The sequence below is a fragment of the Pseudomonas sp. LBUM1666 genome (genome assembly GCF_059695775.1).
Genome location: NZ_CP166789.1, coordinates 760,001 through 781,625, shown reverse-complemented (window position 1 = coordinate 781,625; position 21,625 = coordinate 760,001). Strand labels below are relative to the sequence as shown.

Annotated in this window: 15 protein-coding genes and 2 rRNA genes (1 of these 17 only partly in view); 6 read left to right on the top strand and 11 right to left on the bottom strand. The window is 59.1% G+C overall.

Features of this window, described 5'->3' with window-relative positions:
* Positions 1 to 51: 51 nt before the first annotated feature.
* The 3 genes from ACA056_RS03390 to mdaB all read right to left on the bottom strand — a co-directional run bounded on the left by ACA056_RS03390 (position 52) and on the right by mdaB (position 2,608).
* A complete protein-coding gene (locus ACA056_RS03390) occupies positions 52 to 945 on the bottom strand; it encodes an NAD-dependent epimerase/dehydratase family protein (protein WP_497270500.1) in 894 nt (297 codons plus the stop codon).
* 103 nt (positions 946 to 1,048) lie between these two features.
* Entirely contained in the window at positions 1,049 to 1,960 is a 912-nt protein-coding gene (locus ACA056_RS03385; RefSeq protein WP_497270498.1) for a LysR substrate-binding domain-containing protein, read from the bottom strand.
* Between the two features lie 57 nt (positions 1,961 to 2,017).
* Positions 2,018 to 2,608: an NADPH:quinone oxidoreductase MdaB gene (gene mdaB / locus ACA056_RS03380; protein ID WP_223433126.1), complete on the bottom strand. Its 591-nt coding sequence runs from the start codon at positions 2,606 to 2,608 to the stop codon at positions 2,018 to 2,020.
* A 160-nt stretch (positions 2,609 to 2,768) separates the two neighbouring features.
* On the opposite strand from mdaB, the gene ACA056_RS03375 reads away from it, so the two are divergent.
* Entirely contained in the window at positions 2,769 to 3,083 is a 315-nt protein-coding gene (locus ACA056_RS03375; protein ID WP_008149093.1) for a putative quinol monooxygenase, read from the top strand.
* On the opposite strand, the gene ACA056_RS03370 is transcribed toward ACA056_RS03375, so the two are convergent.
* A complete protein-coding gene (locus tag ACA056_RS03370; protein WP_497270495.1) occupies positions 3,073 to 3,837 on the bottom strand; it encodes a sulfite exporter TauE/SafE family protein in 765 nt (254 codons plus the stop codon). The two genes, ACA056_RS03375 and ACA056_RS03370, sit on opposite strands and share 11 nt — an antisense overlap.
* A gap of 223 nt (positions 3,838 to 4,060) precedes the next feature.
* Between ACA056_RS03370 and ACA056_RS03365 the strand changes: the two genes are divergently transcribed.
* The 4 genes from ACA056_RS03365 (at position 4,061) to ACA056_RS03350 (ending at position 6,438) form a co-directional block, all read left to right on the top strand.
* A complete protein-coding gene (locus tag ACA056_RS03365) occupies positions 4,061 to 4,945 on the top strand; it encodes a LysR family transcriptional regulator (RefSeq protein WP_497270493.1) in 885 nt (294 codons plus the stop codon).
* Positions 4,946 to 4,990: 45 nt separating this feature from the next.
* Positions 4,991 to 5,566, top strand: a complete 576-nt coding sequence (locus tag ACA056_RS03360; RefSeq protein ID WP_497270491.1) for an NAD(P)H-dependent oxidoreductase — start codon at positions 4,991 to 4,993, stop codon at positions 5,564 to 5,566.
* Between the two features lie 46 nt (positions 5,567 to 5,612).
* A complete protein-coding gene (locus tag ACA056_RS03355; RefSeq protein ID WP_150658680.1) occupies positions 5,613 to 5,984 on the top strand; it encodes a MerR family transcriptional regulator in 372 nt (123 codons plus the stop codon).
* A 109-nt stretch (positions 5,985 to 6,093) separates the two neighbouring features.
* Positions 6,094 to 6,438, top strand: a complete 345-nt coding sequence (locus ACA056_RS03350; protein WP_007946320.1) for a cupin domain-containing protein — start codon at positions 6,094 to 6,096, stop codon at positions 6,436 to 6,438.
* Positions 6,439 to 6,608: 170 nt separating this feature from the next.
* Here the strand turns inward: ACA056_RS03350 and mmsB are convergent, their stop codons facing one another.
* Together mmsB and ACA056_RS03340 are read right to left on the bottom strand one after the other, a co-directional pair.
* Positions 6,609 to 7,496, bottom strand: coding sequence for a 3-hydroxyisobutyrate dehydrogenase (mmsB, locus tag ACA056_RS03345; RefSeq protein ID WP_497270488.1), 888 nt, complete (start codon positions 7,494 to 7,496; stop codon positions 6,609 to 6,611).
* A 10-nt stretch (positions 7,497 to 7,506) separates the two neighbouring features.
* Entirely contained in the window at positions 7,507 to 9,033 is a 1,527-nt protein-coding gene (locus tag ACA056_RS03340; RefSeq protein ID WP_046055588.1) for a CoA-acylating methylmalonate-semialdehyde dehydrogenase, read from the bottom strand.
* A gap of 163 nt (positions 9,034 to 9,196) precedes the next feature.
* Between ACA056_RS03340 and ACA056_RS03335 the strand changes: the two genes are divergently transcribed.
* On the top strand, positions 9,197 to 10,144 hold the full coding sequence (locus tag ACA056_RS03335; RefSeq protein ID WP_123365149.1) for a LysR family transcriptional regulator: 948 nt from the start codon (positions 9,197 to 9,199) through the stop codon (positions 10,142 to 10,144).
* Here ACA056_RS03335 and recD read toward each other — a convergent pair.
* The 5 genes from recD to ACA056_RS03310 form a co-directional block, all read right to left on the bottom strand.
* On the bottom strand, positions 10,141 to 12,243 hold the full coding sequence (gene recD, locus ACA056_RS03330; protein ID WP_497270485.1) for an exodeoxyribonuclease V subunit alpha: 2,103 nt from the start codon (positions 12,241 to 12,243) through the stop codon (positions 10,141 to 10,143). The genes ACA056_RS03335 and recD overlap by 4 nt on opposite strands.
* Positions 12,240 to 15,926, bottom strand: a complete 3,687-nt coding sequence (gene recB, locus ACA056_RS03325; protein ID WP_497270483.1) for an exodeoxyribonuclease V subunit beta — start codon at positions 15,924 to 15,926, stop codon at positions 12,240 to 12,242. Before recB ends, recD begins: the two co-directional genes overlap by 4 nt.
* Positions 15,923 to 19,375, bottom strand: coding sequence for an exodeoxyribonuclease V subunit gamma (gene recC / locus ACA056_RS03320; RefSeq protein ID WP_497270481.1), 3,453 nt, complete (start codon positions 19,373 to 19,375; stop codon positions 15,923 to 15,925). Before recC ends, recB begins: the two co-directional genes overlap by 4 nt.
* A gap of 163 nt (positions 19,376 to 19,538) precedes the next feature.
* Positions 19,539 to 19,654, bottom strand: a 5S ribosomal RNA gene (rrf, locus tag ACA056_RS03315).
* 154 nt (positions 19,655 to 19,808) lie between these two features.
* Positions 19,809 to 21,625 (bottom strand): 23S ribosomal RNA (locus tag ACA056_RS03310); it runs 1,075 nt beyond the window's last position.

Sequence of the window (21,625 nt, the reverse complement as noted above, 5' to 3'; positions counted from 1 at the left end):
CTGTGGGAGCGAGCTTGCTCGCGATGAACGATGACTCGGTTTAGAGTGAACTCAAACCATCTCGTCACGAATCCATTCAATCACCGATGTCCGCTTCGGCGCCCAGCCCAGCAACTCACGCGCATGCTTGCCGCGAACCCGGCTGTTGGAGCCCAGGCCATAGTTGGCCATTTCATAACCCCACTCGGCTTCGGCATCTTTCAGCGGCCAGTCTTGTGGCTCACCCAGATTCAGCGCTTGGGCAATCGCAGTGGTCATGTCGATGAACGACGCTTCACCGCTTTCGACGAAGTAGAAGGTGCCCGGTACGTTGTTGGTCAGCGCCAGCAGGTACAGGGAAACCACGTCTTCGATGTGCACGTTGGACCAGATGTTCTGGCCGGTACCGACATGCCGGACCACACCACTTTTACGCGCCTGTTTCAGCAAACGCGGCAGTTGCACGCTGTCACGATTCACACCCAGGCTGTGGCCGTAGATCAGGGTGTTGCAGATCACTGCCGAGTTCACCCCGTCCTTCGCTGCGGCGAGGATCAGGTTGTCGATGGCCACGCGCGCCGCCTTGTCGACGGTAGGTGCCGGCAGGTTGTCTTCGAAATAGATAACGTCGCTGGATTTGCCGCCCGACGCATCGCCAACAATGCTTGAACCGCTGGTGTGCAGGAACACTTTGTTGGAACCGCGAAGTGCATCGAGCAAAGCATCAACCGCACCGCGATGGTCGCTGCTGGCGGCGTTGATCACGGCATCGGCAGCGCGGGCCTGCTCGGCCAGTAGTGCGCTGTCGTCAAGCGTGCCGAGCACCGGGGTGATGCCCAGAGCACTCAGTTCATTGGCTTGTTCGGTACTGCGAACCAGGCCGGTGACCTTGTGGCCGGCGCGGACCAGACCCGTGGCAATGGAGCCGCCGATAAAACCCGCGGCGCCGGTAATGAATACGTTCATGGAGAATCTCCCTGCGTTAATAAGTGATGCAGCCAGTATCGAGGACCGATGCTTGTGGAAACAGACAGCGTTGCCCAATTCACTCTTGCGCAGGGGTCACGAATCAGCCCTTGAAATCCGCGTTCGCGTAAGCCGCCAATTTGCCCTGGATGAAGTCCAGGAAGCATTGAATCCGTAGCGCAAGTTGCGAGTTACGGTAGTACACCGCGTTAATCGGCTGGCGATAGCCGCTGTTGAAATCCGCCAGCAGCACCTGCAAACGTCCGGCGCGGATGTCATCAATCGTCATGAAATGCGACAGACAGGCAATGCCCTGACCTTCCAGCGCCAGATGTCTGATCGTCTCGCCGCTGGAGGCGCTGATTGAAGCCTGAATCGGCCAGCGATCACCATGCACATAACGCAACGGCCATTGGTTAAGGCCTTCGTTGTGGGTAAAGCCCAGCAGCGTGTGCCCGGACAAATCCGCCACTTCAGCCGGTATGCCGTGTATTTCAAGATACGCCGGGCTGGCGACGATGTGCAGCGGACTGCATCCCAGGGAGCGGGCATGCAAAGTCGAGTCGGCCAGCGTCCCGATACGAATGGCGATGTCGGTGCTTTGCTCGAGCAAATCGATGATCAAATCGTTGCTGTTGAGCTCCAGCTGGATGTCCGGATAGAGCCGGCGGAACTCGTCGATGTACGGCACGATGGCGTGCAGCATGAACGGCGATGCGGCGTTGATCCGCAGACGCCCGGACGGCGTTTGCTGACGTGAGGTCAGGCGCTCTTCGAGCTCGTCCATCTGATCGAGAATCAGCTTGGCGTGCTCGAAGAAGTACTTGCCCTCTTCGGTCAGGTCCATGCGCCGCGTGGTGCGGTTGATCAGCGTGGTATCGAGTTTCGCCTCCAGCCGCGACAGCGTACGGCTGACCGCTGAAGGCGTTTGCCCGACCTGTTCGGCCGCAGCGGAAATCGATCCGCACTCAATCACGCAGACGAAAATCTGCAACTCATCGGATCTGGCTTTCACGGATGCCCCTCATTCAAAACAGGCTTGATAGTAGCTGGATGCGGGGCAAAAGGAACCTTACGCCGGCAGACCGAACACCTCGGTCAAATGCTGCTCATAGCGCGCCACATCGGCTTCGACATTTGGACGCTTCATCACATCGACCGCCAGGAAGGTCGGTAAACCGGTCATGCCGAGGAATTCATTGGCCTTGTGGAACGGGAAGTACACCGCGTCCACGCCCTTGGCTTCGAAGAAATCGGTCGGGTCGTCGAAGGCTTGCTGCGGCGCGTTCCAGGTCAGGGACAACATGTATTGCTTGCCCTGCAACAGACCACCGCTGCCGTACTTTTGCGAGGCATCGGAACGGGTGCGGCCGTCACTGGCGTACAGGCTGCCGTGGCCTTCGGTGAACACTTCGTCGATGTACTTCTTGACGGTCCAGGGCGCGCCCATCCACCAGCCGGGCATCTGATAAATGATCACGTCGGCCCAGAGGAATTTGGCGACTTCTTCGGCGACGTCGTAACCCTCGTCGATGAAGGTGGCTTTCACGTCGACGCCGCCGCGATCCAGCACGCTCAGCGCGGCTTCATGCAGGGTGGCGTTGTAGCGGCCATCGGAGTGGGCAAATTTTTTGCCGCCATTGAGCAACAGGACTTTTTTCATGGGAAGTCTCGGAAGGTTGGAATTCGATGGCGGCAGAGTAGCGATCTGCCTCGCGCGGAATAAGCGCTGAATTCACAAAATTCATTTGACCAATACGCACGAATCGACAGGCGATTGTTGCCATAAACTTGCGCCGATTCTGAACTTGAGGAGATTTCTGATGAGTGAAATGCAAGGCTTCATCCTGCACGCCAAGACCCGCCCGGAAAAATCTGACGCCTTTGAAGCGTTTTTCAGCGGTTATGTGGAAGCGAGCCGCGCCGAACCCGGTTGCATCGAGTACCACATGTTGCGCGACAAACAGGACCCGACGCTGTTTATCTTCTACGAGATCTGGCAGTCCCAGGCTCACTTGGACGTGCACTCGAACCTGCCGCACATGAAGCAATTCCTCGAGCAGCGCGATGAGTACCTGGAACGGGATTTCGATATCCGCGCCATCGACATGCTCAGCCCGTCCTCCGCTACCCGCTGATCAACAAGTGGCCGCCGAGCACGCCCAGGCCGATGAAGAACACGCGCTTGAACAGCACGGCGCTGATCCGCTGGCGCAGCCATTGCCCCAGCAACATGCCGAGCACCGCCGGGATCAGCGCCAGCAACGACGCACTTAACTCGCCACCGCCGAGTGCGCCGCGCCATAACAGGCCGGCGGCCAGGGCCAGGGTCGAGACGGTGAACGACAGACCCAGCGCCTGCACCAGTTCATCCTTGCTCAAGCCCAAGGCTTGCAGATAAGGCACTGCCGGAATCACGAAGACGCCGGTGGCCGAGGTGATGACGCCCGTCAACAGGCCGCCAAGCGGACCGAGCCAACGCTCGGTGTGAGGGCCGACACGCAAGGTCGGCAGAAACAACCCGCTCAACGCATAGAGCAACAGCGCCGCGCCCAATCCCCGCACGACCCAATGACCACCGGCCATGCCGATCCACAACGTGCCGGCTCCGGTGCCGATGAAAATCGCCAGCAACATCGGCCACAACCGTTTGATCAACCCCCGCAGATGCCCGCCGAATGCCAGTTGCCAGACATTGGTGAGCGTTGCGGGGATGATCAGCAGCGCGGCAGCCTGTGACGGCGCCATAGCCAGACCGAGCAGGCCCATTGCGATGGTCGGCAGACCGAGGCCAATCACGCCCTTGATCATGCCGGCCAGCAGAAAGGTCGCGATGACCATCAAGGAAAGGGCCAAACCGAGGTTTTGATAGAACGCGGCGAGAGTATTCATGGCGCTATCGTGGGCCTGGATTGGCTGCTTGAAAATCTGCCATATACTGAGGCAGCCTATTGTTTAACAAGAGGCTGAAGGCTTCGTCGTTTTTACTGACGCCTTCGCGAGCAGGCTCGCTCCCACAGGTGACCGCGTCGTCCGGGCTGACTCGGTCTACTGTGGGAGCGAGCCTGCTCGCGAAAGCGCCCTTTCAGACAACAAATATTCCGGGCTTGTTGCGATGCACTTCGACCTGACCGACCTGCGCCTCTATCTGAACATCCTCGACAGCGGCAACATCACCGCCGGCGCGGCTCGCAGTCATCTGTCCCTGGCGGCGGCGAGTGCGCGCATCCGCGCCATGGAGGCTTCGTTGGGTATCGAATTCCTGGACCGCGGTCGTCGCGGCGTCACGCCCACACCTGCTGGCAAGGCGTTGGCGCAACATGCCCGCGTCCTGCTGCAACAGGCTGAACGCATGCAGCAGGACCTGGCCGAATACGCTAATGGCGTCAAAGGCCAGGTCCGACTGTTGTGCAATACCACGGCGATCACCGAATACCTGCCGGAGTTGCTCGCGGACTTTCTTCGCGACCACCCCAACCTCGACATCGATCTGCAAGAACTGCCCAGTGCGCGCATCACCCACGCCTTGCGCCAAGGTGCAGCAGACCTGGGCATCGTCTCTGACGCGGTGGACACCGATGACCTGCAGACTCGCCCGTTTCGCGACGATCCGCTGGTTCTGATCATGCCCCGCGACCATCCTTTGGCACACGCAGATGTCGTGAGCTTCAGCGACACCTTGCACCACGACTATGTCGGTCTGAACGCCAACAGCGCGTTGGCGGTGTACCTGGAGGAGCAGGCGCTGCACACCGGGTCGCGCATGCAAATCCGCATCCGCGCCGACGGCTTTGAGGGTGTGATGCGCATGGTCGCTCGGGGGGCCGGGCTGGCGATCGTGCCCCTCGCGGCGGTTGAGCGCTGGCGTGGTGAACAATCCTTCAAGAGTCTCGCCCTGCAAGAATCTTGGGCTCAACGCAAACTCCTGCTCTGTGCGCGGGACTTTGAGACGCTGCCAGGTTATGCCAAGGCCTTGCTGCACGCCTTGACTCTCCCCTGAGGGGCAGACTTTACCCTTGAGTTTTCATCTTCAAGGACAGAGACGATGGGCAAACGAATTCTGGTGATTCTGGGTCATCCGGCGAGCAACAGTTTCTGCGGCGCACTCGCCGAGCGTTACGCCCAGTCAGCGGTGCGCGCCGGGCATGAGGTGCGCCAGTTGTTTCTGGGCGCAATGGACTTTGACCCGGTGCTGCGTGAAGGTTATCAACAGATCCAGCCGCTGGAAGCCGATTTGCGTCAGGCGCAGACCGACATCCTATGGGCCGAGCACCTGACGCTGGTTTATCCGATCTGGTGGGGCGGAATTCCTGCATTGCTCAAGGGCTTTTTCGATCGAGTGTTCCTGCCGGGTTTCGCGTTCAAATACCGCGAAGGCAAAGCCTTCCCCGACAAACTCCTGCACGGCCGCAGCGCGCATTTGCTGGTGACCATGGACACGCCACCCTGGTATTACCGCTGGGTCTATCGCATGCCTGGACTGCATCAGGTACGCAAAACCACCTTGGCCTTCTGCGGCATCGAACCTCAGCGAACGCTCACGTTCGGCCCGATTCTCGGTTCCAGCGCTGATCAGCGTGAAACCTGGTTGCTGCAGGCCCAGGCTATCGCCAGCCGCTGAGTCTGCCGATAATGCACCGGGCTACCACGGCGAAAAGGGACTTTCCATGTACATCGGCCAAGCCGCGCAACGCTCCGGAACCACGATCAAGAGCATCCGCCATTACGAGTCGATCGGCCTGCTGCCTGCCGCTCAGCGGCTGGGAAAATACCGCGTCTACGACCAGCAAAGCGTTGACCTGCTGATCTTCATCAAGTGCGCGCAGCAGCTGGGTTTCAGGCTCAAGGAATTGCAGTCGATCTTCGCCGGACATCAAGGGCCGCAAATGCCGTGGGAACTGGCCCATCAGGTCATCGCCGCCAAGAAGCAGGAAATCAGCGAGCGGATCGCTGCGCTGTCGCAGCAACATTCGCAATTGGTCGAGTTCGAAGCCAGCCTCGAACAGAGCCGGTTCGATTGCCCGCTGAACAGTCTTTGAGGGTTATGCGCGTTTCTGGACAGCTCAATGTCGAGCACAGACAACTGACCGGTGGACGGGCGCTATAGGGTGCGACTTCAGTTCTCTAGTCCACTGCCCCGGAGTCCACATGACCGCACCTATTACCGTTCTTCGCGATACCCACCCACTGCCGGTGCTCGACGCCTGCAAATGGGAAAAACTCGAAGGCGACCCGCACACCGTCAACCTCAACGCCTACACCAGCGAAGACGGCAGCAAAATCATGGGCACCTGGATCTGCACGCCGGGCAAGTGGTATGTGGAATACGTGAAGTGGGAATACTGCGATTTCCGCGAGGGGTACTGCATCATCACCCCAGAGGGAAAGGAGCCGATCCATCTGCGCGCCGGTGATATTTTCGTCATTGAGCCGGGCATGAAAGGCACGTGGGAAGTGGTTGAAACCGTGCGCAAATATTTCGTGTTTGCCTGAGGCAAAAAAACCGGGAGATCACCCGACGTGATCTCCCGGTAAATGTCGATAGGAACATGCAGCCATTGTGGGAGCGAGCCTGCTCGCGAAAGCGGTGGCTCAATCAACATCCCTGTTGAATGTTATTCCCTATTCGCGAGCAGGCTCGCTCCCACAGGTTTCCAGCCCTATTACTGAGGTTTGCGATAGCTGTTGATGATCGCCGAGAAGTCCTTGCCACCTTCCCCACGCTGGCTCATCGCCTGATACAACTGCTGGGCCACCGCGCCGAGCACCACCGGTTGGTGCGCTTGACGCGCCGCTTCCGTGGCCAGCCCCAGATCCTTGAGCATCAGTTCGGCACCGAAACCGCCGGTATAGCCGCGCGAGGCCGGCGCCGTTTCGACGATACCCGGCCACGGGTTGTACATCTCCGAACTCCAGCAACGGCCGGTGGAACTGTTGATGATCCCGGCCAACACTGTTGTGTCGATCCCGAGAGCATCGCCCAGCGCCATGGCTTCGCTGACACCGACCATGGAGATCGCCAGCAGCAAGTTGTTGCAGATCTTGGCAATTTGCCCGGTGCCGACTTCACCGCAATGGACGATGTTGCGGCCCATTTGCGCCAGCACTGGTTGCAGGGTGGCGAACAGCTCAGGGGTAGCGCCGACCATAAACGTCAGGGTCCCGGCTGCCGCACCGCCAGTACCGCCCGACACAGGTGCATCCGCCATGGCCACGCCTTGCTTGGCCGCAGCCGCAGCAACTTCACGCGCCGTCTGCGGATCGATGGTGCTGCAATCGACTGCCGGAACGCCCTTGCCAATCCCCGCCAGCACGCCGTCTTCACCCAGCCACACGCTGCGCACATGCACAGCGGCGGGCAGCATGGTGATCACCAGTTCTGCGCCTTGAGCGGCTTCACGTGCCGAAGCGCTGATGCTGCCGCCCAGTTGCTCCAGCTCCGCCAGAACGGTTTTGTTCAGGTCGACCAGCCGTAGCGAATGGCCGGCCTTGATCAGGTTGCGCGCCATCGGCGCGCCCATGTTGCCGAGACCGATAAAAGCGATTTTCATGTCCGGCTCCTTAACGCAAGTTGATGGTGGTGTTCACACCGTCGTTGACGCTGTTGTCATCGAACCAGCGACTGGTGACAGTCTTGGTCTGAGTGTAGAACTGCACCACTTGCTTGCCATACGGACCGAGGTCGCCGAGTTTGGACCCGCGCGAACCGGTGAAGCTGAAAAACGGAACCGGCACCGGAATCGGGATGTTGATGCCAACCTGGCCGACGTCGATTTCCGTCTGGAATTTACGCGCCGCCGCACCGCTTTGGGTGAACAGGCCCGTGCCGTTGCCGAACGGATTGGCGTTGACCAGTGCGATGGCCTCATCAAGGGTATCGACTTCCAGCACCACCAGCACCGGACCGAAGATTTCCTGGGTGTAGATCTGCATCTCGGGGGTTACGCCGGAGAACAGGGTCGGGCCGACAAAGTTGCCCTTCTCGAAGCCTGGAACCGTGATCTCGCGACCGTCCAGTTCCAGCTTGGCGCCTTCCTTGATGCCGCTCTCGATCAGATCCAGAATCCGCGCCTTGGCCTTTTTGGAAATCACCGGACCGACATCAGTGCCCGGCTCACTGCCGGCATTCACTTTGAGTTTCTGCGCCAGCGCCTTCAGGTCTGGCAGCCATTGCTTGGCCGCGCCCACCAGCACCACGACGGATGTGGCCATGCAGCGTTGCCCGGCTGCACCGAAACCGGCACCGACCAACGCGTTGAGCGCTTGTTCGCGGTTGGCATCCGGCAGCACAACGGCGTGGTTCTTCGCGCCCATCATCGATTGCACGCGCTTGCCGTGTTTACCGGCCAGGTCGTAGACGTGAGTGCCGACGGCGGTCGAACCGACGAAGGAAACAGCCTTGATGTCCTTGTGGGTGCAGAGCGCATCCACCACGTCTTTACCGCCATGAACGACGTTGAGCACGCCCGCCGGAACACCGGCCTCGATCGCCAGTTCCACCAGCAGCATGGTCGACATCGGGTCCTGTTCGGACGGTTTGAGCACGAAGGTGTTGCCGCAGGCGATGGCCATCGGGAACATCCACAGCGGAATCATCGCAGGGAAGTTGAACGGCGTGATGCCGGCGCAAACGCCGATTGGCTGACGCAGGGTGTAGGTATCGACGCCGCCAGCAACGTTCTCGGCGAACTCGCCCATTTGCAGGCTACCGATGGAGCAGGCGTGTTCGACCACTTCCAGGCCGCGGAAGATATCGCCTTCAGCGTCGGCGATGGTTTTGCCTTGCTCGTTGCTCAGCACCACGGCGATGCGCTTGGAGTGTTCGCGAATTAACGCCTGGAGCTTGAGCATGATGCGCATCCGCGCGCCGATCGGCGTCAGCTTCCAGGTCTGGAAGGCGCGATGAGCGGCGCTGATCGCCGCGTCGACTTCCTGCGCGGTCGCGAACGGCACTTTCGCCAGCACTTGCTGGGTCGCCGGGTTGACGATGTCGTGCCACTCGGTGGTCTGGGACTCGACCCACTCGCCGTCGATCAACAGCTTTACCGTTTGGACAGTGGTTTCGTTTGGCGTGAGCGATGCGTTCATGTTGGGTCTCCGGGACGTTGTTCTTATTTAGAGAGCTATCTAGGGAGCCAAGGCGAGAATGTCGCCTTGAGATGAGGCGTGTGTCGCGAATTGGTTGTCGGACTGTTTTTGGAGTATAGATGTGCAAACTTCTAATAAGAACGCACATAAAAGCCGGTCCATCATGCAAAAAAACATCACGTCCTTAGGCTCGTTGAACTGGGATGACCTCAAGTTTTTCCTTGAAGTCGCCCGCACCCGCAAGGCCAGCACCGCGGCGAAGCGCCTGGCGGTCGACTACACCACCGTATCGCGGCGCATCAGCTCGCTGGAAGCGGCGTTGGGCACTTTGTTGTTCGAGAAATCCCGGACCAGCGGTTTTGTTCTGACCGCCGAAGGCCAACGGTTGCTCGGTTACGCCGAGTCGATTGAAAGCACGCTGCACATGGCCTGCGAGCAGGTTTCCGGGTCCGGGGTCGCATTATCCGGGCATGTGCGCATGGGTTGCACCGAAGGCTTCGGCAGCTTTTTCATCACTCCGCAGCTGAGCCATTTCGTCGACGCCTACCCGGCGATCTCCGTGGACATCCTGCCGCTGCCGCACTTCATCAGCCTGTCCAAGCGCGAGGCGGACATCGTCATCGCCCTGGAACGCCCGGAGCATGGTCCGTACGTCTGCTGCAAACTCTGCGACTACAAATTACAGCTCTACGCGACTCAGGATTATCTCGACAAGCACCCACCGATCCGCCGCCCGGCGGACTTGGGTAAGCATTCATTCATTAGTTACGTCGACGACCTGGCGTTCAGTTCGGAGCTGTTGTACCTGGCGAACGTGTTGCCCGGCGCCAGTGCCAACCTGCGCAGCACCAGTGTGATTGCGCAATTCGTGGCCGCGCAGCAAGGGCGGTCGCTGGCGATTCTGCCGTGCTTTCTGGCGGCCCAGGATCCGCGGTTACTGCCGGTGTTACCGGAAGAGATCAACATCACACGGCAGTTCTGGATGTACTGCCGCGAGGACCTGCGCAAGCTCAAGCGGATTACCCTGTTGTGGGATTACATCCGTTCGGTCACTGAGCAGAATCAGAGTCTGTTGATGGGCGAAAGTCGGGAGATGCTGTTCGCCGATTAGTCGGCGCTCACCTCATCCAACTCCAGCATCAACCCGCTCAAGCGCTTGACCTTGCGCCGCACCGCCTCTTCGAATAAGCCGGGACGCGGCTCGATCAGGGTGAACCAGTTTTTGGCCCGGGTAATCCCGGTATAGATCAATTCCTTGGTGAGTACAGGGTTCAGGGCATCCGGCAGAATCAACGCCGTATGGGCAAATTCCGAGCCCTGGGATTTGTGCACCGTCATCGCGTACACGGTTTCGACATCATTGAGCCGGCTCGGCAGTACAAAACGTACGCCGCCCTGACCATCATTACGCGGGAAAGCCACACGCAACACCTGCTTCCCTGCCTCAGGCCCATCACGTTCCGGTAGCCTGAGGGCAATGCCGATGTCGCCGTTCATCAAACCCAGACCATAGTCATTGCGGGTCATCAGCACCGGCCGACCTTCGTACCACTGCTGGTCGCTGTCGATCAGCCGGGCTTTAAGCAGCGCGGCGGTCACGCGTTGATTCAAACCTTCCACGCCCCACGGCCCTTTGCGTACGGCGCACAACAATTGGAAGGCGTCGAAGGCTTGCAACACCTGCCGGGCCCAATCGGTCCAGCAGGGATCATCAAGCGTGCTGTCGAGCGGTGGCCGCAGGCTGCGCAAGAGACTCAGGTAATGCCGATAACCCTGCGGTCCATCGCCATGGCCCTCAAGCAGCAAGCGTTCCAGTGCCCGGTCCTGCTCCCCCTTGAGGGGCAGGGAAAACACGTCGTCATGGCTTCGAGCCGCCAACAACTTGCGGGCTTCCTCAGGTTGCTGCTGGTTGACCCAACGAGCCAGTTGGCCGATGCCGCTGCCCTCGCCGAACCGGCGTGAATGACGCAGCATCACAACTTGCTGGGCCAGGGGATGAGTGCCCTGGGTGTCTTCCTGCAAACCGCTGGCATCCAGGCTTTCACCACTGACCGCTTGCAGCCACAGGCGAGTCTGTGGACTGTACCAACCGGCCTCGGCGTCGCGGCACAGGTCGCCCAGCACGGCGCCGGCCTCCACCGATGCCAGTTGATCCTTGTCGCCGAGCAGCACCAGACGGGCATGGGCCGGCAACGCATCGAGCAGGTTGGCCATCATCTCCAGATCGATCATCGAGGCTTCGTCCACCACCAAGACATCCAGCGGCAAGCGATTACCTGCGTGGTGTCGGAAGTGTCGAGTACCGGGACGACTGCCGAGCAGACGGTGCACGGTGGTGACGTCTGACGGGATCTTCACGCGTACGGTTTCATCGACTTCCAGGGTTCTGACCTGCTGACTGATGGACTCCGTCAGTCGGGCTGCAGCCTTGCCGGTGGGTGCCGCGAGACGAATGCGCAACGGCTTGCCCGCCTCCACTGCCGGCGCCTGGAGCAACGCCAGCAAACGCACGACCGTCGTCGTCTTGCCGGTCCCCGGGCCACCGGTAACGATGCTGAATGCGCTGCGGGTTGCGAGAGCACAGGCGAGTTTCTGCCAGTCAATCACTTCGCCGGGCTGGGCTGGGCCGAACAAACGGGTGAGGCGTTGGGACAAATCATCCGGCGTGGATTCGTGTTCGACCAGGCGTTGACGCAGCGAGGTGTCGATACGCCGTTCGTAAGCCCAGTAACGACGCAAGTACAGGCGTTTTCCCGATAACACCAATGGCCGATGCTCCGCCGCCTCGCGGCCGTCGACCGCCAAAGCGACCAGACTGCTGGAGGCCAGGACCTTGCACCAATGGGCACCGTCCAGCGCCTCAAGCAATTGCGACGGCAACAACATCGCGCCACTTTGCACATCACCTTCCGGTGGTAGCGACAGGGCGAAGTCCGGTTCCTTGAGCGTCTCGAACACATCCAGGCACACATGACCGTGGCCCAGTTGATGACTGGCCAACGCAGCGGCCAGCAGCACCAGTGGATCATCGCCGGGAGCGAGATCATGAAGAAAAGCGACGAAGGCTTTGTCCAGCGCTCGCAGCCAGCCGCGCTCGACCCAGCGCGTCAGCAACAACAGCAAGTCATCGGCGCGACTCAACGGTGCCAGATCCGCCAGGCTTTCGGCAGTCAACGAAGTGGGCAGCAAATCAGCGAAGGTGCGACTCATAGCAAAACTCCCTGTACCCAGTCGGGTTCGGCCTTGGGCTCTGGCTTGCCCTGGAACAGCCGGTCCAGACGCTCGATCAGCGCTCTTGGAGGACGGGCGAAATACACGCCCTGGCTGGACGCGCGCGTACCGCGCAGGAACAGGTACAGCGCACCACCGACATGCCGGTCGTAATCGTAATCGGCAAGTCGCGCCTTGAGCTGGCGATGCAGGGCCAACAGATACAGCACGTATTGCAGGTCGTAACGGTTGTCTAGAATCGACTGCTCCATGGCCTGCTCGGTGTAGGCCGCGTCATCAACGCCCAGCCAGTTGGATTTGTAGTCGGCGACGTAGTAGCGGCCGTCGTGCTCGAACGTCAGGTCGATGAAGCCTTTGAACATCCCATTAAGCAACACCGGCTCGGCAGCCACCCGGGCCACGCCGTTGTGGGTGTATTGACGCACCAGTTCATCGAGCTTGAGCACATCGACCTTATGACTGGCGAACCAGAATTCCATCTCGACTCGGTACTGGGTCAATTGCTCGAATACCACGGGGGCCTGCCCGCCGCCGATATGCAGCGGGGACGTAAGCAGATGCTGCAACCAATCGCTCAGGGCAGTTATCCAGCCCTCCCAACCACGACGATTGCAACGACGGGCAATGGCGTCTTCCACCGCTTGCGGCGTGGCGGCAAAACCTTCGTCACCGGCCCATTCGAGCAAACCATGGAGAAAGGTGCCGGGGTTCGGACCACGAGGGAATCGATGGATGTCAGCACCACCGGCCACCACTTCTCGTGGTGCTTGCGGATCGAGGCGTTCGTCGTCGAATAGCTTTTGCGCCTGCGGGCTCTCCGGCGCTTCATCAGTGCCCACGCTCATGCTTTCGCCAATGCGCAGGGCACTGTAGGAGGCAATCCACCAGTTTTCGCTGGCCTTGCGTTTGGGGATCAGCGGAGCAAGCAACGTCGCATCGTTGTGTGGCGGATGGTAGTGCTCGGCAGTCACTTCAGGCATTTCACCGTAGCTCAGCGCAGGACAGTCCTGCTGCAGGTCTTCCAGCCAACGCTTCAAGCCTGCCGACTCGGCCAATGGCGCTCCGCCGCCCAGCAGATAACCCAATGCTGAAAGATGCAGCACCGAGCTGTTGTTACTGCCGCGTTTGAGATCCGTCACTCCGAGCCAGCAGGCGTGTTGCGCCCGGGTCAGGGCTACGTAAAGCAAGCGCAGATCCTCGGCAAGACGCTCATCATCCGCCTGAACAATCAACTCGGCCGTCGGCCTCAAGGTCACTTGAGCCTTGCCGCTTTCGTCGTGGTAATGCAGCGGCAGACGACTGCCATCCACCGGTTTCGCCGAGCAAATGAATGGCAGGAACACCAAGGGATACTCAAGCCCCTTGGATTTGTGAATGGTCACGACTTTGACCAGTTGTTCGTCACTCTCCAGACGCAGGATCTGCTCTTCGCCGGCCTGACCGGACAACGCCAGATGCTCGGACAAATGACGGATCAGCGCTTGCTCACCATCGAGTTCGGCGGCTGCCTGTTGCAGCAATTCGGACAAGTGCAGCAAATTGGTCAGCACCCGCTCGCCGTCACTGCGCACGATCAATGTCTGAGGTAGCTGGAAGTCATGCAGCAATCGTCGCAGCATGGGCAACACGCCCTGCTTGCGCCAGAGCTCGCGATAATGGCGGAACTGCATGACCCGCGCTTCCCAGGCCAGCTCGTCCTGATTGAGCCGCTCCAGTTCAGCCAGTGACAGGTTCAGCGTGATGCAGGCCAACGCGGCCCGCAGCGGGCGCTCGACATCCGGCTCGGCACAAGCCTTGAGCCAGGTGAGCAGATCGTGGGCTTCCTGGGCAGCGAACACCGAGTCCTTGTCCGACAGATAGACGCTGCGCACGCCACGGGCGGAGAGTTCGCCGCGCACAGCCTGGGCCTCTTTACCGTCGCGGACCAGGATCGCGATATCCGCTGGCAGCAGCCCCCTGAAGTCCTTGCCGTCCTGTATGAATCCCGCGCGACCTTGTTGGCCGCCATTGAGCAAAGCGGTGATTTCACTGGCGCAGGCGGCGGCGAGTTGTTGTCGGTACACCGCGCCGGACTGCGGCTGATCGGCGGACAGGTGCCAGATGTTCAGGGCGGGCACGACCTGGCCGTCGATGTGCAGAACTTCTTTGCGCCCTTGGGATTCGACGGGCAGGAACGGTACCGGGTTCTCACCGTTCTTTTCACGAAACAGGAACGCTCCTCGCCCGGTCTCGCGAGACTCGGCACGCTCGAACACATGGTTGACCGCTCGGACCATGCCATGGCTGGAACGGAAATTCGTACCCAGGGTATGCAATCGGCCAGCGGTGGCCTGGCGGGCACGCAAGTAGGTGTAGATGTCGGCACCGCGGAACGCGTAGATCGCTTGCTTGGGGTCGCCGATCAGGAACAGACCGCATTCGGGATTGTTGTCTTCGATGCGATAGATGCTCTCGAAGATCCGGTACTGCACCGGGTCGGTGTCCTGGAATTCATCGATCAACGCCACCGGAAACTGCTCACGAATCAGGGTCGCCAGCCGCTCACCGCCATCGGACTGCAACGCTGCATCGAGGCGCAACAGCATGTCATCGAAGCCCATCTCTGCACGGCGACGTTTTTCTTCCTCGAACCGTGCACCGACCCACTGGGCGGCGTGTTGCAGCACGGCAGCATCAGGAGTCGGCAATCCATCGAGACTGGCCTTGAGGCCAGGCATGGCATCCAGCCCAGGATGACGGGGTACTTCGCCTTTCCAGGCTTCAGCCATACCCTCGGGAGTCAGGCGCGTGAATCCGGTGCCGATATCCAGTTGCTCAAGGGATTCGTCTTCAGCCCAGGCCCTGATCTTTTCGAACCAGGGTTCGAAATAACGCGCCTGCATCTTGCGACCGTCGACGCTCTTGCTCGCAACACCCTGGTGACAGATGGCAAGCAATTCGTCTGCCCACTGACGCCAGGGCATCTTGAGTTCGAGCAAGGCTGCCCGTCGCTCTTGCAGACACTCCGAGATCAGCTCGGCAGGCTCTTTACCTTCAACGCTGTCTCGCTCACTGGCGAACAAACCACGCACTCGCGGCAGTAAAGCCGCTGGGCCGCCCCAGTTACCGCGCACCCAGTTCAGCGCATCACCTTGCATCGGGTAGCAAAACAGTCGCCAGTAATCGCGCAGGACTTCGCCCAGCAAATCGCTGTGATCAGTTTCCAGGGTCTGTGTAAACAGACTGCCACTGTCGAACGCGTGTTCGCGCAACATGCGCTGGCACCAACTGTGGATAGTTGAAACTGCTGCTTCGTCCATCCACTGCGCGGCGATGTCCAGGCGGTTCGCGCATCCGGACCACTGCTCGGGAAGGTACTCCTCACGAAGCTCCGCGATAAGGCTATCGGGCGCCGGTGTTTCATCGCGAAAAAATCGCGCTGCTTCAGCAAGACGTGTGCGGATACGTTCGCGTAATTCTTTGGTTGCCGCATCGGTGAACGTCACAACAAGGATTTGCGGCGGCAACAGTTCACGTCCGAAGCCGCTCGACTCTGCGCCGTGGCCAAGGACCAGGCGCAGATAAAGCGCGGAAATGGTGAAGGTCTTGCCGGTCCCGGCGCTCGCTTCGATCAGTTGGCTGCCGCGCAGGGGAAATGCCAAGGCCAGAGGTTTTATGGTCATGCGCGCGCCTCCTCGCTGCTCAATGAACGCCAAGGCGCTTCAAGCAGCGGCCGGTACAACGCGTTGCACCAATCCGGAAACGTTTCGTCTGCGGTAAGCGAGTCGAAGTCGGCGAACTGCCGGGCGAGTGCCGGGCTTTCGCGACGCTCGCCGTCGGTGGTCAGGCCATCGCCTTCATAGGCCTTGCGGGCTGCGGCTTGGGCTTTCACCGGATCCGTTTGACCAAGCCATGCGAAGCCGGTCTTCACCGCAATCGGCAGTGGTTGACGCATGCCGGTTTGCCAAGCCATTAACAGGTCGCCCAGAATCCGCAACGCTGCATCCTCCGCCATCGGACCGAGCAGCAAACTGTCGTCACTGGCCACCAACGCGGTGGTCATCGCCATGCCGCTGGCGCAGGCAACCAGATGATTGACCCATGGCCGTGTCAGGCGATGCCATTTGCGCGACTTGATTGAGCCGATGCTGTTGGGGATTGTAGTGACTGATAGCAAACCACCGTCCGCACGCTGATGCAGGCCGTTGAGCCAACCTTCCAGGCGCAGCCCCTGCAACTCCAGATTCACTGGCAGAGCGTTGGTGAGCGGCGTTGGCCATAACGCCAAAAGCTGTTGGTAACGCTGCAACAGATCCGGCAACGGTTCGATCAACTCTCGCTGAAGGCATTCGCCGAATCCGGCCATGGGCAGAAGCCCACTGTTTTGCAGACGTTTTGCCTGTGCTTCCAGTATCTGGTCGGTGCTATCCAGATGTCCCAACGCCGCTTCGAGCAAGCTGTCGCTGAGGCTGTAACGTTGCAACGCGTCGAGTACAAATGGCTCTTCGTCCGCCAAGGGCACTTCAGCCGCTTCGAAGTACACCTTCAGTCGTTGACTGAAGAAATGTCGCACAGGATTACGCAGGAAGTCCTGCAGTTGACCGAGACTCAGCGGCTCCTCCTGAACGTAGGGATCAAGGACCTCGGTATCAGTCGACGGCCCAATGGTTTGATGCAGCACCTGCCATTCATTCGCGTAGCTGAACAGGTCATCGCCTTCATGGAAGTAGCGGGCGCTAAAGGGCTGGAGTGGATGTTCCTGAGTGATGGCCTCAAGCAGATCTTCGTCGACATCATGCAGTCGCCAGCCGCTGGCCAGATGATCTCGCAATTGGCCAATCAGTACCGACGCGGGGCGCTCACTGTTATCGCGAATGCTGCGACCGACCCAGCTGATATAGAGTTGGTCACGTGCCGACAACAGGGCTTCCAACAGTAGATAGCGGTCATCTTCGCGTCGGGAGCGATCACCAGGACGGTAATCACTGCCCATGAGGTCGAAGTCCAGTGGCGGTTGCGCGCGCGGGTAGTCCCCGTCATTCATGCCCAGCAGGCAGACCAGTTTGAACGGGATCGCTCGCATGGGCATCAAGGTGCAGAAGTTAACCGCACCGGCCAGAAAACGCTGGGATAAGCGACCTTGATCTAGACCGGCAAGCCAGGCTTCACGGACGACGGTCAACGGCAGTTCATCATGCAAGCCAACTGACTCGCAGGTCTCAAGCCAGGTTTCACGCAGCTCTTCGAGTTGGGCCAACACGTAGTCGTCATGCTCGTTACTGGCCAGGAAGAACAACTGAACCAGTGCGTGCAATCGAAAGCCCCATTGTTTGGGCGCAGCGGGTTGAGAGAGTTCCTGATGGGCAATCTCCAATGCATCCAGCAGCGCGACCAAAGGCCCAATGAGCGCGGCATCCAGACCACCGATCTCGTCGTAGGGCTCGATACCCTCGCAGGCATTGGCACTGCCCACGGCATAACCGAGCAGCATCCGTCGCAGGCCGAAACGCCAACTGTTTTGTTCCAGCTCCAGCGGCAAACCGAGACCCGCGCGCTGCTCGGCATTCATGCCCCAGCGGATGCCTGCGCCTTCGATCCAACGGTGCAGGGTCGGCAGATCACGTTCCTCTACACCGAAGCGAGCGCGTAGTGCAGGAACATCCAGCAGATCGAGGATCTCGCTCACTGGGAAACGGCTGTCGGGCAGTTTGAGCAGATGCTCGATAGCAATCAGTAGCGGATCACGGCCACGTTGGCCTTGATCGGCGAGTGTGAAGGGGATGAAACGCTGATCGTGACGTTCAAGCTGGGAAAATACCGCACGAATATGCGGTGCGTAGCTGTCGATGTCCGGAACCATCACGATCACATCGCGAGGCCTTAATTCCGGATCAGCACTGAAGCGTGCGAGCAACTGGTCGTGGAGGATCTCCACTTCGCGCTGGGCGCTATGGGCAATGTGAAAACGGATCGACTCGTCCTTTGCCGGATCGACCGCTGGCCAGCGCTCGCGAGTCTCGTTCAAGGGACGCAACTCAAGAATGTCGTCCTGCAATTGATTGAGCATGTTCTGCGGCAGGCTATCGCTGAACAGGTCGATACGGCCATCGCGGAATGCCGAGCGATAGCTGTTGGGATCGTCGTAGCTGTCGAGCAGATTGATGTAGTCCCGCCCCTGCTTGCCCCATGCCGCCAGTAGTGGATGGGCATGCTGGTGAAGGGTTTGCGGGTCGAGCACAACCGGCATTCCGCTCTTGCGAGCCTGACGCTTGTATTGATGCCGCAACAGGTCTTTATCGGCGACGATGTCTGCCCAATGGTGACGACACGGATTGTGCACGCAGAGCAGAACCTGGCTGAACCGGGCCAGCCCCGCCAGTGCTTCCAGGGCTTGAGCGGGCAGTGAAGAAATCCCGAAAACGATCACCCGTGAAGGCAATCCGCTGGGGGCGACGTCGAGGCTGTTGATGCGCTCGATAAACCGCTGATGGACGCCGGCTCGGCTTTGCGCCATACCTTGTTCACCCACATCCAGCAACAGCGCACGCCACAACTCTGCCTGCCAGCAGTTTGCCGGGGTCAGAGGCTTGGTTTCGCCTCTGCCATTTCGTAATTGATGACGACCTTCTGCCCAGTCTTCGAGCCAATCGGCCCTGTACACCTGATATTGGTCGAACAGGTCCGCCAGTCGCTCCGCCAATTGATAGCGTTTACGTAAGTCTGTGTCATTCGTAAGGAAGCGCTGCAGGGGTTCGAAGTGCGGTTGGTTGATCAACTGCGGAAGCAGGCGCATCAGACGCCAGGTCAAGGGAGCTTTATCGAGCAGGGATTTGACCGGGATTTCGTCACGCCCAAGCACCATACGATAGAGCTGCCACATGAAGCTACCTGGTAACTGCACGTCGATGGCTGCTGCAATTCCGCAGCCGCCCATATCATCGTCTTCAGGGTCTTCTGCCAGTGCCAGCTTCAGCCATTGGGCGATGCCGTTGCTCTGAACCAGGGCAATTTCATTTTCCAAGGGAGCCAACGGGTAACGCCGCATCCAGCTGACCACCAGGCTGCGCAACTCGTCCAGGCGGTTGCCGTGAACCACCATAAAACCAGCACTGAGGGACGTCGCGTCCGGCATAAAGGCTTCCTTGGGAAAATACAAAAGCTAGGGCCGAACCTTAGCATTGTCGGGAGACGGTGACAGCCGGGAGCCGGGAGCCGTCCGGTAATGCTGTGCGAACTTTCCTGCGGACAAAACAAAACCCCTACCTGCATACGCAGATAGGGGTTTCGGAATTTAATCTTGACGATGACCTACTCTCACATGGGGAAACCCCACACTACCATCGGCGATGCATCGTTTCACTGCTGAGTTCGGGATGGGATCAGGTGGTTCCAATGCTCTATGGTCGTCAAGAAATTCGGTAGCCAGCTCGTTCTCCTTGCGGATCACGCGCCAGCGAATGGGTATGCGATAGATTTGTGTGTTGCGTTGCGAATTTTCGACTTGTGTCGTCTTCACACACCGCAATCTTGTGCCTCTTCAGGTCAGCAAATTGCTTGGGTGTTATATGGTCAAGCCTCACGGGCAATTAGTATTGGTTAGCTCAACGCCTCACAGCGCTTACACACCCAACCTATCAACGTCGTAGTCTTCGACGGCCCTTCAGGGGACTCAAGGTCCCAGTGAGATCTCATCTTGAGGCTAGTTTCCCGCTTAGATGCTTTCAGCGGTTATCTATTCCGAACATAGCTACCCGGCAATGCCACTGGCGTGACAACCGGAACACCAGAGGTTCGTCCACTCCGGTCCTCTCGTACTAGGAGCAGCCCCTCTCAAATCTCAAACGTCCACGGCAGATAGGGACCGAACTGTCTCACGACGTTCTAAACCCAGCTCGCGTACCACTTTAAATGGCGAACAGCCATACCCTTGGGACCGGCTTCAGCCCCAGGATGTGATGAGCCGACATCGAGGTGCCAAACACCGCCGTCGATATGAACTCTTGGGCGGTATCAGCCTGTTATCCCCGGAGTACCTTTTATCCGTTGAGCGATGGCCCTTCCATACAGAACCACCGGATCACTAAGACCTACTTTCGTACCTGCTCGACGTGTCTGTCTCGCAGTCAAGCGCGCTTTTGCCTTTATACTCTACGACCGATTTCCGACCGGTCTGAGCGCACCTTCGTACTCCTCCGTTACTCTTTAGGAGGAGACCGCCCCAGTCAAACTACCCACCATACACTGTCCTCGATCCGGATAACGGACCTGAGTTAGAACCTCAAAGTTGCCAGGGTGGTATTTCAAGGTTGGCTCCACGCGAACTGGCGTCCACGCTTCAAAGCCTCCCACCTATCCTACACAAGCAAATTCAAAGTCCAGTGCAAAGCTATAGTAAAGGTTCACGGGGTCTTTCCGTCTAGCCGCGGATACACTGCATCTTCACAGCGATTTCAATTTCACTGAGTCTCGGGTGGAGACAGCGCCGCCATCGTTACGCCATTCGTGCAGGTCGGAACTTACCCGACAAGGAATTTCGCTACCTTAGGACCGTTATAGTTACGGCCGCCGTTTACCGGGGCTTCGATCAAGAGCTTCGCGTTAGCTAACCCCATCAATTAACCTTCCGGCACCGGGCAGGCGTCACACCCTATACGTCCACTTTCGTGTTTGCAGAGTGCTGTGTTTTTAATAAACAGTCGCAGCGGCCTGGTATCTTCGACCGGCATGGGCTTACGCAGTAAATGCTTCACCCTCACCGGCGCACCTTCTCCCGAAGTTACGGTGCCATTTTGCCTAGTTCCTTCACCCGAGTTCTCTCAAGCGCCTTGGTATTCTCTACCCAACCACCTGTGTCGGTTTGGGGTACGGTTCCTGGTTACCTGAAGCTTAGAAGCTTTTCTTGGAAGCATGGCATCAACCACTTCGTCACCCAAAGGGTAACTCGTCATCAGCTCTCGGCCTTAGAATCCCGGATTTACCTAAGATTCCAGCCTACCACCTTAAACTTGGACAACCAACGCCAAGCTGGCCTAGCCTTCTCCGTCCCTCCATCGCAATAACCAGAAGTACAGGAATATTAACCTGTTTTCCATCGACTACGCTTTTCAGCCTCGCCTTAGGGACCGACTAACCCTGCGTCGATTAACGTTGCGCAGGAAACCTTGGTCTTTCGGCGTGGGTGTTTTTCACACCCATTGTCGTTACTCATGTCAGCATTCGCACTTCTGATACCTCCAGCAAGCTTCTCAACTCACCTTCACAGGCTTACAGAACGCTCCTCTACCGCATCACCTAAGTGATACCCGTAGCTTCGGTGTATGGTTTGAGCCCCGTTACATCTTCCGCGCAGGCCGACTCGACTAGTGAGCTATTACGCTTTCTT

Bases quoted from the DNA above. Each gene is read 5' to 3' on its own strand.
- ACA056_RS03390 (WP_497270500.1), bottom strand. From the start codon at position 945: ATGAACGTATTCATTACCGGCGCCGCGGGTTTTATCGGCGGCTCCATT.
- mdaB (WP_223433126.1), bottom strand. From the start codon at position 2,608: ATGAAAAAAGTCCTGTTGCTCAATGGCGGCAAAAAATTTGCCCACTCC.
- ACA056_RS03375 (WP_008149093.1), top strand. From the start codon at position 2,769: ATGAGTGAAATGCAAGGCTTCATCCTGCACGCCAAGACCCGCCCGGAA.
- ACA056_RS03370 (WP_497270495.1), bottom strand. From the start codon at position 3,837: ATGAATACTCTCGCCGCGTTCTATCAAAACCTCGGTTTGGCCCTTTCC.
- ACA056_RS03365 (WP_497270493.1), top strand. From the start codon at position 4,061: ATGCACTTCGACCTGACCGACCTGCGCCTCTATCTGAACATCCTCGAC.
- ACA056_RS03360 (WP_497270491.1), top strand. From the start codon at position 4,991: ATGGGCAAACGAATTCTGGTGATTCTGGGTCATCCGGCGAGCAACAGT.
- ACA056_RS03355 (WP_150658680.1), top strand. From the start codon at position 5,613: ATGTACATCGGCCAAGCCGCGCAACGCTCCGGAACCACGATCAAGAGC.
- ACA056_RS03350 (WP_007946320.1), top strand. From the start codon at position 6,094: ATGACCGCACCTATTACCGTTCTTCGCGATACCCACCCACTGCCGGTG.
- mmsB (WP_497270488.1), bottom strand. From the start codon at position 7,496: ATGAAAATCGCTTTTATCGGTCTCGGCAACATGGGCGCGCCGATGGCG.
- ACA056_RS03340 (WP_046055588.1), bottom strand. From the start codon at position 9,033: ATGAACGCATCGCTCACGCCAAACGAAACCACTGTCCAAACGGTAAAG.
- ACA056_RS03335 (WP_123365149.1), top strand. From the start codon at position 9,197: ATGCAAAAAAACATCACGTCCTTAGGCTCGTTGAACTGGGATGACCTC.
- recD (WP_497270485.1), bottom strand. From the start codon at position 12,243: ATGAGTCGCACCTTCGCTGATTTGCTGCCCACTTCGTTGACTGCCGAA.
- recB (WP_497270483.1), bottom strand. From the start codon at position 15,926: ATGACCATAAAACCTCTGGCCTTGGCATTTCCCCTGCGCGGCAGCCAA.
- recC (WP_497270481.1), bottom strand. From the start codon at position 19,375: ATGCCGGACGCGACGTCCCTCAGTGCTGGTTTTATGGTGGTTCACGGC.